General features: G+C 66.7%; 11 protein-coding genes. 7 read left to right on the forward strand and 4 right to left on the reverse strand.

All coding sequences use genetic code 11. The annotated features are described in order from the left end of the window. The first annotated feature begins 2 nt into the window (after nt 1–2). The 4 genes from ACZ4TR_RS48415 to ACZ4TR_RS48430 all read left to right on the forward strand — a co-directional run bounded on the left by ACZ4TR_RS48415 (nt 3) and on the right by ACZ4TR_RS48430 (nt 7692). On the forward strand, nt 3–2351 hold the full coding sequence (locus tag ACZ4TR_RS48415) for an AAA family ATPase (protein WP_465295906.1): 2349 nt from the start codon (nt 3–5) through the stop codon (nt 2349–2351). Beyond that, nucleotides 2348–3460 (forward strand): DUF2357 domain-containing protein, encoded by a 1113-nt coding sequence (locus tag ACZ4TR_RS48420; protein ID WP_465295908.1) that lies wholly within the window; start codon nt 2348–2350, stop codon nt 3458–3460. The genes ACZ4TR_RS48415 and ACZ4TR_RS48420 overlap by 4 nt, the downstream gene beginning before the upstream one ends. Nucleotides 3461–3579: 119 nt before the next feature. Beyond that, nucleotides 3580–4395 (forward strand): hypothetical protein, encoded by an 816-nt coding sequence (locus ACZ4TR_RS48425; protein ID WP_465295910.1) that lies wholly within the window; start codon nt 3580–3582, stop codon nt 4393–4395. Between the two features lie 1488 nt (nt 4396–5883). Continuing rightward, the gene (locus ACZ4TR_RS48430; RefSeq protein WP_465295912.1) at nt 5884–7692 is read left to right on the forward strand and encodes a vWA domain-containing protein; all 1809 of its coding nucleotides are present in this window, start codon (nt 5884–5886) and stop codon (nt 7690–7692) included. A gap of 956 nt (nt 7693–8648) precedes the next feature. Here ACZ4TR_RS48430 and ACZ4TR_RS48435 read toward each other — a convergent pair. From ACZ4TR_RS48435 to ACZ4TR_RS48450, 4 genes are all read right to left on the reverse strand, one after another. Beyond that, nucleotides 8649–9569 (reverse strand): ATP-dependent DNA ligase, encoded by a 921-nt coding sequence (locus tag ACZ4TR_RS48435; protein ID WP_465295914.1) that lies wholly within the window; start codon nt 9567–9569, stop codon nt 8649–8651. Between the two features lie 321 nt (nt 9570–9890). Beyond that, complete coding sequence (locus tag ACZ4TR_RS48440) at nt 9891–10193, reverse strand: transposase (protein WP_465296046.1); 303 nt, start codon at nt 10191–10193, stop codon at nt 9891–9893. Between the two features lie 214 nt (nt 10194–10407). Further along, a complete protein-coding gene (locus ACZ4TR_RS48445) occupies nt 10408–10743 on the reverse strand; it encodes a transposase (RefSeq protein WP_465295916.1) in 336 nt (111 codons plus the stop codon). Next, nucleotides 10655–10954 carry a hypothetical protein gene (locus ACZ4TR_RS48450; protein WP_465295918.1) on the reverse strand — a complete coding sequence of 100 codons (300 nt, stop codon included), beginning with the start codon at nt 10952–10954 and terminating at the stop codon, nt 10655–10657. The genes ACZ4TR_RS48445 and ACZ4TR_RS48450 overlap by 89 nt, the downstream gene beginning before the upstream one ends. A gap of 421 nt (nt 10955–11375) precedes the next feature. Between ACZ4TR_RS48450 and ACZ4TR_RS48455 the strand changes: the two genes are divergently transcribed. The 3 genes from ACZ4TR_RS48455 to ACZ4TR_RS48465 all read left to right on the forward strand — a co-directional run bounded on the left by ACZ4TR_RS48455 (nt 11376) and on the right by ACZ4TR_RS48465 (nt 14928). After that, nucleotides 11376–11978 carry a TetR/AcrR family transcriptional regulator gene (locus ACZ4TR_RS48455; protein ID WP_465295920.1) on the forward strand — a complete coding sequence of 201 codons (603 nt, stop codon included), beginning with the start codon at nt 11376–11378 and terminating at the stop codon, nt 11976–11978. Nucleotides 11979–12154: 176 nt separating this feature from the next. Then, nucleotides 12155–13600, forward strand: a complete 1446-nt coding sequence (locus ACZ4TR_RS48460; RefSeq protein ID WP_465295922.1) for an NAD-dependent succinate-semialdehyde dehydrogenase — start codon at nt 12155–12157, stop codon at nt 13598–13600. A 20-nt stretch (nt 13601–13620) separates the two neighbouring features. Beyond that, nucleotides 13621–14928: an aminotransferase family protein gene (locus tag ACZ4TR_RS48465; RefSeq protein WP_465295924.1), complete on the forward strand. Its 1308-nt coding sequence runs from the start codon at nt 13621–13623 to the stop codon at nt 14926–14928. The last annotated feature ends 6 nt before the right edge of the window (nt 14929–14934 follow it).

Below are 14934 nucleotides of genomic sequence, written 5' to 3' on the forward strand. Positions count from 1 at the left end.
CAGTGGGCAAGAACAACCAACGAAAGGGCGCGGCAGCCCGGCGTCGGCCGAACCTGCGACCTGCCGGGACCGACACCGCCGCGCTGGTACGTCAAGCCGCCGAACTCGCTGCCGAGGAGAGCCTGCTGGCCAGCGCCCAGGGCGTACCGGCTGTTGACGACCACACGGTGCCGCAGACGCCCGCCGCCGAAGCAGACTCGGTCACGTTGCGCGCCGCGCTCGACGCCGCGCGGCAAGCCCATTCCATCGCTCAGCGCAGGCAGGCGAAATGGGAGCAAGAGAGCGCGAAGGTCGCCCAAGCAGAAGAACGCCTGACAGCGGATCGCGCGACGCTGCAGTCCGACAAGGCGGAAGTCGCCGACGAACGGCGTGCTCTCGCCGAGGAGCGGAGCCGGCTGGAAGCCCTGGAGACCAGGCTGGCCGACCAGGCCCGCGAAGCGGAATCCGGCTTCACCGCTTTGCGGGAGGCACGGCTGGGAAAGCTCGAAGAGGAGCTTGACGACCTTCGCGCGTCGTGGGAGCAACGCCGCACGAGACGGCTCGCTGAGTTCGAAGAGATGCTGGCGGAGCGCGATCGGGCAGCAAGCCAGCGGATCGCCAGCATTGAAGCCAGGCTCGCCGAGCGAGAGGACCTCCTGCTCAAGACGGAAACCGAGCTCAACACCCGACTGGCGGAGGTGCGCCGAGCCGAGTTTAAGGCCGGCGCCCAGGAACAGGTGCTCCGGCAACAAGAGCTCGACCAACGGTTGACTCTGGAAGAAGACTACCGCGCCGAGTTCGACAAGCTGACCTACGAGGTCGCCGGCTGGAAGTCGAAGTTCGAGGCCTTGGACACCCTTTCCCGGCAACGTCAGGAGGAGATCGACCAGCTGCGCGCAGCCACCGTCGCGCTCGGCGACCCGGTTCGCGCCGCTGAGCGCTTAGGGTGGCTACAAGTGGAGAACGAACGGCTCCAGCGGGCGGCGGAGGTCGTCAGCCCCTTCGATGAGCAACGGTACGATGCGATGGTCCGCCGGGTCGGGGATCTGGAAGCAGAGCGGAGCGAGCTGGTGCGGCGCGTCGCGGAGTTGCAGCGGGACGCGGCGCTGAACAAGATCAGCGTGGCCGAGCGGGACACCAACCGCCTGGTCACCGAGTCGCTGAAGGCGCGTTACGACGTGCTCAAGACGGAGCACGATGCGCTCCGGCTCGAAGTAGATCAGTTCCAGCAGAGCAAGGAAGGCCGGTCACCGTTCCCGGAGTGCCGCCGGATGGACGACGACCAGGCTCTGCAGCTCCCACCACCGCTTCCGAACATCGCTCCACCACTCGTCGACCTGGTGCACCGGATCAGTCATCACATCGCCGCCCGCGGTCGCTACTTCTCGCCGCATGATTTAAGGTGCTTCCTCGGCGGGATGGCGATGAGCAAGCTCCACCTGCTCCAGGGCATGAGCGGGATCGGCAAGACCAGCCTCCCGCGCGACTTCGCGGCCGTGATCGGGGCCGGCTGCGAAGTCGTGCCAGTGGCCGCCGAATGGCGAAGCCCGCAAGATCTGATGGGGTATTACAACCCCTTCGAACGCCGCTTCTACGAGAGCGCCTTCACCAAGGCGCTCTACCGTGCACAACAGCCCCAGCACGCGAGGAAGCCGTTCTTCATCGTGCTCGACGAGATGAACCTTTCGCATCCCGAGCAGTACTTCAGCGAGCTGCTGCACATTCTCGAGCTCCCGTTCTCCGGGACCCCGCAGCGCAGAACTCTCGACTTGATGACCGCCCGTGTGGAGCCGGCACCTCGATTGCTGGTGGAGGGACACAAGCTCGTCGTCCCAGACAACGTCTGGTTCATCGGGACGGCCAACCAGGACGAGACGACGGTGGCGTTCGCCGAGAAGACTTACGACCGGTCCTACGTCACGGAACTGCCCGAACGACCGGACCGCTTCGCGGCCGAGGAGGTCAGCCCGGTCGCGCCCTTCGCGACCCAGGCGCTGACCCGAGCGTTCGACCAGGCGATCGCTGTGCACAGCGGCGAAGTCGAGCGGGCACGAAGCTTTCTCGAAGGCGTCGCCGATTACACTCGCGAGGAGTTCGGCATCACGCTGGGGCCGCGCACCGTCCGGCAGCTCGAGCGGTTCGTCCCGGTGGTTATCGCTGCAGGTGGGAGTACTGGCGAAGCCGCCGACCAGTTCGTCGCAACCAAGCTGCTGCGCAAGCTCCGGGGCCGTGTCGAGATCCGCGCCGACAGGCTCAAGTCCCTCAGGGAGCACATCCAGCTGGAATGGACTGGATTCGGCGGCGACCCGTGGGAGCCCACGGACGCCATGCGCCTGCTTGACACCGAGGCTCGGGATCGCGGGCAGTGGTGAACGGGTCCTACGACAAGGTCACTGGCCGCTGGAGCGACGCCCAGGCGACTGGCGTCCTTGCTGGCCGGTACGGCCGGAAGTCCGAGGTGGGAGGGTGGACGCCGGTCGTCGACGCCGGCATCGAACTGCCCGGCGGGGACGCATCGGACATCCGTGGCCCGGCGGACGAGGCCGTCCTGGGATACATCAGCCGCTTCCCAGCCCGGCTGCGGGACGCCGGCCCGTCGCTTGCGGCATGGCGCGAAGTCTCCCCGCTGGTGGTAGCAGCCGACGTGCACGGGGCACTGCGGCCGCACCCCATCGAGGCACGGCTTAAGACGCATCTGGGGCACCTGGTGGCCGTCTGCCGTTCACCCCACGATCGGCTTCGCTCCGAGCATCAGCTGATGCCGGTCAGCGCCGTCCGACGAGTCTCGTCGCGCACGATCAGCCACCTGGCCCAGCACAGTGAAAACTGGGCCGCGCGCAGTCGGGACGGCGTGCTGCCCAGCCGCCTGCTCGGCCCGCTTACGGTTGCCGACCATGAGCTGGTCGAGAACCGCGTCATCGCGAAGATGCTCGACGAGCTTTGGGCGTACGCAACGAACCGAGTGGCGCAACTGAGGCGGATCAGATCCATGATCGACGCCGTCCACGAACTCCTCGACAGTGCGAGTGACCGTGGCTGGCGCAGCCGGAGCCCTGCATTCACGCAGGTAGGTAAGCTCTTCGCAGAAGGCCAGATCGACGTCGCCCTCGACATTGCTCGTCGAGAAGCGGAGAGCCTGCGAGCCAGTCTTGCGGGGTTGATGCACAGCCCGCTGCGGACCGCGGTCAGGCGCACCTTCAATCCTGGCCCGCGTGTACCCCCGACTAACTTGTTCGTAAACGACACCCACTACCGCCGGTGCGGCGAACTGTGGGAAGCTGGACCGGCCACGGCCGCTCTGGGGGCGCGGACGAACACGGCATCAGCGCAGCGGCGAAGTGGTCTGAAGGATTTGACCTTTTCGTCGGTGCCCTCGTCGTCCAAGGCCTGGATCTCCTCGGCTTGCGGCCAATCGTTGACGCGCCCGCACCGCAGATCGGTGCGCTCGTCGAGGCCTTCGAGTGCGGTGGCAGCCGGATAGGCCTGGACTTGGGGCTGGACGGGGCACTCACTCTGCTCGTCCGCGCAGTTCCCGCCGTTCGAATCGTCCCGGTCCCGCAGTGTCTCACAGCAGTGACAGACTCTCACGAGGTGCGCCGGATGCTCGACGCTGTCGGCCGAGGGACCGAGGATCACGACGTCCCGATCGTGATCGTCTACCCTGGCCTGCTCGACGAGCGGTTGCGACTGTCCGCTGACCTGCAGCGCAAGGCGCACCATTACCGAACACCCGGCCATGGGGTTTGTGCCGTTGTCCCGGTCAGCCCACTCGAGATCGACAGTTCCAGCCGGATCGCCCGGGCTGTGCGGTGGGCGGTCGATCGTCGGCTGTACCTCGGCTACCCACCGCGGGTCGGGACGACCACTGTCGAGGCGGCTGAGTTCGGCCGCCGTTTCGCCTGGCTTCGAGAGGCTTCTTCGGGGGTCGAGGTCCAAGAGATCCCCGACCGCGGCCAAGAAGCGCGGATTCGTCACGAGATCGGCATCGCCTTGACCGAGGCGACTGGCAACCGACGTCGAGCTGGCGACGACGAACGTCGCGATCGGCTGGAGATGGAGCTCACCGCGGCGGTCGACGATCTGCGCGGGATCACCGAATGCCCGCTGTGTCGAAAGCCCGCGAGATACCCGAGTCGTACCTTGACCGGCCGTCGAGACTCGACGTATCGCTGCGAGTGCGAACATTGCGGCGGCACGTGGGAAACACGGCTGTGCCGGTCCTGCGGCGACCGGTATCCCGTCCTCACCGCACCCGAAGCCCGTGACCTGACAGGAGGCCCCGCCCAAGTCGTGGAGAAACAGCTCTCCCATAACGTCTTCGCCGAACCCTGCTGGGCGCGAGCTCGCGTCTACATCTGTTCCAGTTGCGGGGAGTGCGACATGGCTGCGAAGTTGGACTGCGCTCGATGTGGCTGAGGTTAAGGACCGACTTCGTGGGTGTGCGATGCCGAGACAAGTCGCTGGTGTGTGCCGCGGTAATCCAAGTTTTGCTGGCTTTGTAACACACTGGGCAGCCGCGCCGAAGTAGTGCTGGTCAAGCCGAGAGGAAACTGAGTGCGGAGGGTAAATGGGGAGGCGAGCGACGAGGCGACCTTGACTGGGAAGCGTCAAGGTAACGGCAGCGTCGAAGGCATGGAGGTCTCGGCGTCGGCGGTGGAGTCAGCTGGCGTTCCAGTCTCCTCCGAGGCGAAGCTGCTGCGGGAGCGCTTGGTCAAATGGTGGGCACGTGGCGACGCCATCGTGCTGCCTATTGTTTCTTTTCTGGTCAACGCTTACGGTCGGTACCCCTTCAGTAAGGTTCTATTTTTATTGGCTCTTCCGCCCCTGCCGCAAGAGCTGCGCTTCCTGTCGGACAGTGGTGTGTCGAAGAAAGACAGGAGGGTTATCTATGGAGCTGCGACGCGCCAAGGGCTTGCAGTGGCGCTCGGGCTTGTGGCCTTGCTTGCAGCGGGAGTGGCAGTCCAGTCGTGGTTCGCGAAGCCGGTATCGGACTCAACCCAGCGTGGGACTGCTCTGATCGCCGAACTCGCGGGAGCCATCGCGCTTGTCCTCGCTCTGCCGAGTAGGTCGCCGCGGCTGAGACTACTGGTATCGATCGCTCGGTGTGCCCGTTTGGTCGTCATACTCGACTCACGCACAACTAGAACTTCAGCTCATATGCCCCTCGCACGCTTCGTGGAGGACTCAGTCCATCGTCGGCGCCGGGTCTCTGGGGTCGCTTGGGCATTGACACGTGACACGGCTCTCGTGATGGGACGTTCGAACACCTTGGGGGGGACTGTTGGAGAGGTATTGTTATGGTTCGCTGAGTCGCCCGCCGACCAGCGACGGCGTCCGATCCTAGGTTCTTACATTGCTGAGCTCGTCGCTGCGGTGGTGTCCGACCGTCCGATTCCAGAAACTCAGTTTCTGCCCGCTGCTCGTTTCAAGAATCGATCTCCGCGTACCCGAGTTATCCGTTTGGGAAGGAACCTCGGTGGTGGTGCGTTGATGACGGGCGTCGTTGTAGCAGTCATCAGTGCAATCTTGCGAATTTGGATCAAGTGAGCTGTGAACGATACAGCTCGAGTGCTGCTGGTACTGTCGCCTATTCGGCTGGCGCATATTTGCCCGAGTACACCCGTTGTCGTAGCGTTTCGTTACCACGAAAGATTGCCTCCTCGTGTTCGCTTGCGTCGAGCCGCATCGCCGGTCATATGGCGTGCAGGCCGTGTAGTGGCGGCCCATCATCGAAGGTTGCAGCTGCTGCTCCGGTCGTAACGGTGGGGTCGTCGAGCAGGCCGACCGGTATCACCTGGGCCACCTCAGTAGCCGACGGGCAAAGCTGGCGTTCGAATTCCAGCTGGTGAGGCGTCGGCTGCAGGCGCTCACCTACGGTGCCTGCTCCTCTGGCAGGGTCTGTGCATGACCAAGTTCGCGTCCGTCGACGATCTGCTGGCCGTACTCCAGCTCGGCGACTCATCGGGTGAAACCGAGCTGGCCGATGACCTGCGGAAACGCTTCGACATTGCCCCCGGTGACGAGCTGGCGTCAGCGTTGAGGTCAGTACCGCCTGGCGAAGTCCTCGCCGCCTTGACCGCGGCGATCGCGCCGGTGGCAGCGATGGTGCGTGAACTGTACGAGTGGCTCGGGAAGCTGGGCGGCGTCCAGTCGACGGCAAACCTCACCGTGCGGGTGACGGATGCACAGCTACGGTCGATGGACCTCGATCCTGCTCGTTACGAGGCATACGAGAGGAAAGTCCTCGAAGAAGTGTCGGCGACGGAGTTCGATCTCGCACTGCTCCCGTCGGGAAGCCCGATCTTCTCCCTGCACGACTTTCATTGGAAGCCTTCTTGCTTGACCGGTGACGTCACGAAGGCCGCGCGCTGTCAGACCTGTCGCCCCAGCACGGCGGGAGACTTTAGCCGACTTGAGAGGCTTCTTCGCGCAGCGTCCGCCTCGATCGCACTGTCACCACAGCACGCCGCGCGCGACGACCTTTCCTCCTTTGCCGATAGGCTGCCCGGGCTGGTCGAAACTGTGACCGCGCGACAGGATGGCGGGAATACATGTCCTCACGATCGGGACTACGTGTCCGACTATCTTCGTCGCGGACTGCCGGATCTCGCCGGCTGCTTCCGTGAAGTCACCGTCCACCAGTTGAAGAGTTTCTTTGAGCTGCCCTACTGGAAAGCTCGATGGCAGGTGTTCGAGTTGTGGACGCTGAGCGTCGTCCTCGACAGCTATGGCACCCGCGACTGGACGCCGGTCCTCGTTGACGGCGTATGGAACCTCAAAGCCGGGTCGACGAATCCGGCTCCTATCGCAACAGCCGAATCGATTGAAAGCAGCGAAATTCGTTGCTACTACCAGCACGAGTCATCCCCACCCGCGGGTCTGTTCGACGGCACGCGCGATCGTCCCGAGATGCTCGTCACCCTGGCTGAACGAAGCGGTAATCCCTTTGCGCCCGGCTCGGCTGTCGAACCGGTCTTGCTCGCGGTCGAAGTCAAAGCACGCGCCGACTACGGGCCACAGGAGTTCAAAAGTGCCGTCTTTCCGCTTCTAGAATGGCGGCCACGGCGTATCCTCGGCATGTCGTACTTCCCGGTCACCGGAGCCGATCGCCTGCAGGTCCAAGAAGTGGGCGCCACGTCGATCGGGGTCGCCGAGGCGGCCGCGCCAGGCACCGGTTCTGTCGTGGAGACCAGGCTGTGGTTGAAGGAACTATGGCGGGAGCTCCCGAGACTGCGCATCACCTGGGTCATGGTCGACGTCAGCGGCAGCATGCCGAAGCGTGGTGCCCAAGACTATCTGGAGAAGCTGGCGCGGACGCAGATCGATGGTCTGTCTCGAGAGCATTTCGAGAGTATTTTGCGATCCGATCTGCTCTTCCTCGGCACCTTTGGTGGGCCGCCGCAGTTGAGAGTAATTTGGAAGCTGACGTCGCGTGAGATCAAGAATTCGCGCCTCGACTTCGAGCCGGGCAAACGATCGCAAGATCTCGGCGAAGCGGTCGACCAATGGTTGAACCTGGTCGGCCGCGTCACGCCCCGTCTGGGTGAGTTTCATTTGCACTTGATCACCGATGGCGTGTGGAACAACGACGACATGGCCGCGTTCGAACGGTGTTGCCAAGCCGGCGTCGAGGTGCATGTCCACGCTCTTGATGACGACGTCTGGAGTGGGAGGGATGAGCTGTTGCCTTACCTCGTCACCCATTCGGAGTGACCGGAACCGGTTCTGTCAGGTGTTTGCTTGGTCTTGGCGGCGCGACTGGGCGCGACGAGATCGGCGCGCCGGGTCGCCCGGCCGACCATGGCTACGTCGCTTCGAATGCCTCATCGGTCGCTGGCCTGAAGGAGTACTCGATGGACGGTGGAACGACGTCGGGCTTTTTGGTGCCGGGGCGAGCAGGCCGTCCGCGGTCATTGCCTTCAAGGCCCGCGTCAGCACACCGGGTGAAGAATCTGTTTCTGGCTGGCCTGGGTTTCCACGTCGAGCGATCGAGCACGCTGATCAGTTCGGTGTCATGTACCAAACCGTCCTTGAACGCGACAAGTACCGCGTTCATCGAAATCTCGCCGAAGAGCTAACGAGCTCCGGTTGAGTGGTCAACTGTCGCTCTTCGCGAGCCGTCACTGCTGCGATCGATGTGGCACGCGACAACTCCACTCCGGTGGTGCCGAACGCCTCCCTCAAGGCACGGTGCATCCCGTTCCGCGCGTCGAGCCGGTCGGTGTCGGTGCGCTGGCGAGCACCGAATCCTTCGACATCCACTGCGACAATCGACCAGTGCACCGCCCCGCCGTCATGCGCCACGACACTTCACCTGGAAACTCACTCCGGACGGACAAAGACAGTCGCGCCTGGCGGCCCCGCTCGCTCGAGAAGGCTGGACGTTCACGACACTCCATGTCGCACCCGACACCAGAGCTGTTACTGCGCTTGTGATCGGGTTGCCGTGTGAATTCGGTCCGGCTAGACCAGACTGCTGGCATCTGGCCGAGGAACGGCGCTATGCTCTGTCGCATGAACACGCATCCTGTGCAGGGATTTGCAGGGATGCTGCGAACATGTGTTGGAGTCCCCCTTTGAACACGTAAACGTGAGAAATCTCCCGCGTCGCGGTTGGGCTTCTCAGTCAAGCTGCAGGTCCGTGGCAAATTTCAGGGTGGGGTTATAGATCAACTCGGTCTCGGACACAGTATTACCCCACGGATCGCGAAACGTGCGGTGTCCTCCCGCGGCGGTGTGGCCGCGAAGGGGTGTTTGCGCTGCTCGAGCTCTTCAAGCTGAGCGAGCAGGCGAGCGCGCTCGGCTTCGCTGAAGCCGGTGCCGACGTCGCCGATGTAGACCTGGTCGCCGGTGTCGGGGTCGTGGCCACCAAGCAACAGACCGCCCAGACTGCCTGAGAGCCGGTTCTGCCCCGGTCGCCACCCGCAGATGATCACCTCGGCGGTCTGGATCAGGGCGTGCTTGCACCAGTTGTCCGGGCGCTTGCCCGGCACGTACGGTGCGCTCAAGCGCTTGGCGACGAGTCCTTCGTGGCCGGTCGCGGCGACGTGATCCAGCAAGTCCTGCGGGGTGCGGCGATCGGCAGCCAGCTCGGTGAAGGTGAACTGCCGTACGACGGAGATCCGGTATGGGTCCGGCATCGCCAGCCCGGCCAGCAGGACACGGCGCTCCTTGTACGGCTGGCGCAGCAGCGACGTGCTGTCGAGCTGCAGCAGGTCAAAGGCGAGAAACCGGACTGGAACATCCTCGAAAGGCTGGTCGCGGCGCGGGGAGCTGCGGTGGGTTTGGTAGCGGCCGCGGCGCTCCTGCAGCAGCCCGAATTCGATCTGGCCGGCGTCGTTGTAGACGACGATCTCGCCGTCGAGCACCGCCGCTCGGCCGTCGAGGGCAGGGGCGAGGACGCCGGCGAGGTCGGCGAACTCGTGGGTGAAGTCGATCCCGTTGCGGCTGGTGAGCACCGTGGTGCCGTCGGGGGCGATCTGCATGCAGGCCCGGTAGCCGTCCAGCTTGTACTCATACGCCCACTCCGGGCCAGCTCGTAGCCGGCCGCCGTCGGGCTTGGCCAGCATCGGCGTGATCCAGTCGGGCACGCGAGAGGTGGCACGCGCAGTCATAGCCGGCCTACCGAGGTCGAGGGAACATCGCCTGGCTCGACGGTAACCCGGCAAGCCCAACTTTGCTGCGTTTGAACACCCTGATCGGTGACAGCGGGTACGAGTTTCAGCGCTCTACGCTGCAGCTCGCTGTATCTGGCCGACGGTCGTGCTCAACTTGCCTTCGTGCGCCGTCGGCTGAAGCTGGCGCATGAGCGGGCGCGGTCCACGCAGGCACCCAGAGGACATCGTCGTTGTCGGCGGCGCCGGGGCGTGGCGGGCCCAGCGGTCGGCCGTCGGCCAGTAGGTCGAGGCGGGTCACCTCGGCGTAGGTGTAGCGGGTGGAGGCGCGCGCGAGGTGCGGGCACACGACGTCGGCGACCGCGAGGCAACGGGGGTGCTGGCTTTGAGGTGTGCGTCCTGGTCGGTCTTGCTCGGGATGGTCGCCTTGATCCCGCGGCTGCGCAGGTGAGCCCGCTTGGCTTTCGAGGTGTAGGCCTTGTCCGCCAGCACCCGATCAGGACGCGTCCGCGGCCGGCCACCACCCGGGCGGGGCACCCGGATCCCGGCCAGGACCGGGATGAACTGCGGGCTGTCGCCACGCTGGCCGGCGGTCAGCACGATCGACAACGGCTTCTGTCCCTGCTCGCAGCCAGATGCAGCTTCGTGGTCAGCCCGCCCCGAGACCGGCCCAACGCGTGATCCTCCGGCTCGACGGTGACCCCGCCCGGCGGCTCGGCCTGCAGATCCCCCTTTTCCGCGCACCCGCGGCATGCTGATGCGCTCGCGCGATCGTGGAATCCACGCTCACGTCCACGTGATCCGCTCGGCTGCCTCAGCCGCGGACTGCAACGCGGTCAGAAACTGCTGTCAGACACCGGCACGTTGCCAGCGCCGGAAACAGCCCATAGACCGCGGCCCAGGATCCATACCCTGCGGGCATGTCCCGCCACGGCGCGCCGGTGTGCACCCGCCACCGGATCCCGTCGATCAGCTGCCGTCTGCTCCACAACGACGGCCGAGCCGGCCGCGGCGGTGCCGGCAGCAACGGCTCCAGCGCTGCCCACTGCTCGTCGGTCAGGTCAAACCGCCCCGCCACCGCTAGGGTGTCCACGAGGTCTCCGGTGTTCAGGCTCTTCTTGGTCGACGAACCACCTACCGGAGACCTCACCCATCTCGGCCACCGACACGCCCAACAGCACCAACCTCAGCTCAACTTGCCTGGAGACGACTTCGATACAGGCCCTAGCGGTGTTGAGGATGTCGACGGCGTCGTCGAGGCGGTGGGCGATCGTGTGGGCGTTGTTGGCAGCGTCGATGACGATGAACGGTGCGCCGAAGAGTGCCTGGTCAAGGTGCGATGGGATATAGGTGTTCGGCATGGGGAGTCCTTGGGGCGCTCGAGCTGCGGGCGGGCTGGTCAGCTCGGCACGTCGGTTGGTGCGCGCCAGGGCCAGCGCGGCAGCGGGGCGAGGACGCTCAGGCCCAGGGGTGCCGTGTCGATGCGGAGGAGGGCGGCGGTCCAGGTCATGCCGATGCCGATGCCGAGTAGGACGGCGTGGTCACCGAAGGTGACGGGCGGACGTGCGAGTTGCAGGCGGAACTGCTGCGCACCACGGTCTCGGCCACCTGCGCCAGGCAGGATCGGTGGAGGCGGACGAGCCGCCCGGGTTCACCAGGACCGTGGCGACCGGCCGGTGCGCTGCCGTCGTGCCTTCCCAGCGGCCGGGGAGTGAGCTACGGCCGCAGGACGAGAGGCGCCAGGCTGCGGAGGGGGCTTGACCTGGCTAGATTACGTTTGTAATGTTCCTACTGCCGGAGGAGGTGGGTCGCACGTCGAGCCGCAAGGGGCGGCGGGCCCCCGAAGAGAGGAAGCGGGCGCTGCAGCAGGCCGCTGTCGAGGTTGTCGCCCGGGAAGGAGTTCGAGGCCTGACCTACCGGGCCGTCGCCGCCGCGGCCGGGGTCACCACCGGGGCCGTTCAGCACCACTTCGCCTCGCTCGACGACTTGCTGCGGTCGTCGCTCGACTGGGTGCTCGAAGAAAGCAGCGCAAACGGTCTGCTCGGTGCGCGGACAGGTGTTTTCGCCGACGGCGCGAATGTCCGCAAACGATTCACCGAAAGCGCCGACATTCAGGTTTTCCAATATCGGCTGGTCGTGGAATCGCGGGTTCGGGAAGAGTTGCGTCCCGTTGTCCGGCGCCTCTACGACAGTTATCTTGCGGCCGTGGCCAAGGATCTGGCGCCCGCGGGGAAAGAGTTGCCCGAGGGGCTGGCGGCACTCGTCTACTACGCCCTCGACGGCATGTTCCTGCACCAGGTGGCCGATCCTGAGGCCGATCCCGGTGCCGCGCTCGACGCCTTGCGGATGCTCCTCGAGGCAGCGGACCACCCGGTCGCCCGCTGAAAAAACGGCGGTCGCCCGCTCGTCTCCGATGGGGAGACGGGTGGCGGCCGCCTTTTTATTTTCGGAACTCGGAGCTCGGTGAAGATTCCGGAATTTTCGTCGCTCAGGTGTTGACTTAGTCAACAGTGGCGGTTCAGACTTCGTGGCCGGAAACCACGGATGGGAAAGGTGTTCGGATGTCAGTCACCGCTGCCGCGACTTTGCTGGTCGACGGGAACTGGATCGCCGACGGCCCGGAGTTCGACGTCGTCGACCCCGCGAGCCTCGAGCCGATCGGGTCCGCGTCGGACGCCGGGGCCGAGCACGCTCGTGCCGCGCTCGACGCCGCGTCGGCTGCCTTCCGGGGGTGGGCCGACACGGATCCGGAGACCCGCGGCGGCCACCTCCGCGCGGCCGCCGCCGAGATCCGGGCCCGGAGCGCGGATCTGGCCCGGCTGCTCACCTGGGAGAACGGCAAGCCGCTGGCCGAAGCCAGGGGAGAGCTGCTCAACGGCGCCCGGATGCTCGAATGGGCCGCCGAAGAGGGGCGGCGGGCGAACGGCCGGGTGACGCCGTCGAGCGCGGCGGGCCCCGGGCTGGTGCTGCGGAGCCCGGTCGGGCCGGTGCTCGCGATCACGCCGTGGAACTTCCCGGCCAGCATGCTGCTGCGCAAGGTCGGGCTCGCGCTGGCGGCCGGGTGCCCGGTGATCGCCAAGCCCGCCGAGCAGACTCCGCTGATCGCCACCGCGCTGCTGAAGATCCTGCAGGAGACCGGGCTTCCCGCCGGTGTCCTGCAGTCGCTGACCACCTCGCGCCCGGCCGAGCTGGTCGACGCGCTGCTGGCCGACGGCCGCCTGCGCAAGGTGAGCTTCACCGGTTCGACCGAGGTCGGTCTCGGCCTGCTGCGGCGCACCGGTGCCGTGCTGCGCCGGACGTCGCTGGAAATGGGCGGCCACTCGCCGGCGATCGTCTTCGCGGACGCCGACCTCGAAGCCGCCGCGGCCGGTCTGGTGACGGCGAAGTTCTTCAACGCCGGGCAGAGCTGCACCGCGCTCAACCGGCTGTACGTCCACCGAAGCATCCACGACGACCTGCTCGCCCTGGTCGAAAAGAAGACGGTCGCACTGCGGGTCGGCCGTGGGGAGACCGACGGGGTCACCGTGGGCCCGCTGATCGACGCGGCCGGCCTGGCGAAGGTCGAGCGGCAGGTCGCCGACGCCGTCGAGCGCGGCGCGCGCCTCGTCGTCGGCGGAAGCCGGTGGGAACCCGACGATTCCACGCTGCGCGGGCACTTCTTCGAGCCGACGGTCCTCGCGGACGTGACGCCCGAGATGCTGATCTCCCGCGAAGAAACCTTCGGCCCGGTGCTGGCCGTCGCGGCTTTCGACCACGACGACGAAGCCGTCGATCTCGCCAACGCGACCGAATACGGCTTGGCCGCCTACGTCTTCGGCGCCGATCTGCGCCGCGTCTGGCGCGCGCTCGAGCGGCTGGACTTCGGCGTCATCGGCGTCAACGACCCCGCCCCGGTCCGCCCGGAGCTGCCGTTCGGCGGGCAGAAGAACTCCGGCCAGGAACGCGAAGGCGGCAGCGAAGGCATCGAGGCCTACACCGAGGCCAAAGCCGTCGCCCTCCGCTTCTGACCCGCTGCGAAAGGAATCCCGTGACCACCACGACCGACGCGCCCGCGTTGCCTACCGCCGAGCTCGCCGACCTCGACCGGCGCCGGCTCATCCACCCCCACACCGTCATCGGTGCCCCGGCCGAGCCGCTCGTCCTCGACCGCGGCGAAGGCGCCCTGCTCTGGGACACCGAAGGACGGCAGTACATCGACGGCACCTGCGGCCTGTGGCAGTGCCCGATCGGGCACGGCCGGGCCGAGCTGGCCGCCGTCGCCGCCGAGCAGATCGGCCGGCTGGAGTTCTACTCGTCCTTCGGCGACTACTCCAACGTCCCGTCGATCCGGCTCGCCGACCGGCTGCTGTCGCTGGCGCCCGCCGGGCTCGAGCGCGTCTTCCTCACCAACGGCGGCTCCGAGGGCAACGAGACGGCGATCAAGCTGGTGCGCCTGGCCCACCACCACGCCGGCTCGCCCGAGCGCACGGTGATCCTCGCCCGCACCGGCGGCTACCACGGCATGGGCGGCGGATCGCTGGCCGCGACCGGGATCGACGGCCTGCGCGCCGGGTACGGCCCGCTCGTCCCCGGCGTCGAGTGGCTCGGCAAGCCGCACGGCCTCGAGCACGGCCCGGACGCGACCGACCGGCTCGTCGAAGAGCTGGAACGGCGCATCGAGGAGATCGGCGCGCACCGCATCGCCGCGTTCATCGGCGAGCCGGTCCTCGGCGTCGGCGGCATGGTGCCGCCGCCCGAGGGCTACTGGCCGCGCGTCCAGGAAGTATTGCGCCGCCACAGGATCCTGCTGATCGTCGACGAGATCGTCACCGCGTTCGGGCGCACCGGGCACTGGTTCGGCAGCGAACACTTCGGCATCGAACCCGACATGGTCGTCCTCGCGAAGGGCCTCACCAGCGGGTACATCCCGATGGGGGCGGTCCTCATCGGACAGCGGGTGCTCGACCTGGCCGACGGCGCGACCTTCCTGCACGGCTTCACCTACAACGGCCACCCCGTCGGCTCGGCGGTCGCGCTGGCGAACCTCGACATCATCGAGCGGGAGAACCTCCTGGAGCGGGCCCGCGTCCTCGGCGCGCGGCTGCGGGAGCGGCTCGAACCGCTGACGCGGCTGCCGCACGTGCGCGAGGTCCGGGGTGTCGGCCTGATGCTCGGCATCGAGTTCGACGGCGCCACGCCCACCGCGCCGGTGCAGGCGGGCTGCCGCGCGGACGGCGTCGTGGTGCGCGCGTCCGGCGCCAGCATCGTGCTCTCGCCGCCGCTGGTGATCACCGAGGCGCAGATCGACACGCTCGCCGACGTCCTGTGCCGCCACGTCGCCGCGGCCGCGGGCTGAGGGGAG

Source organism: Amycolatopsis sp. NPDC028719 (assembly GCF_055565395.1).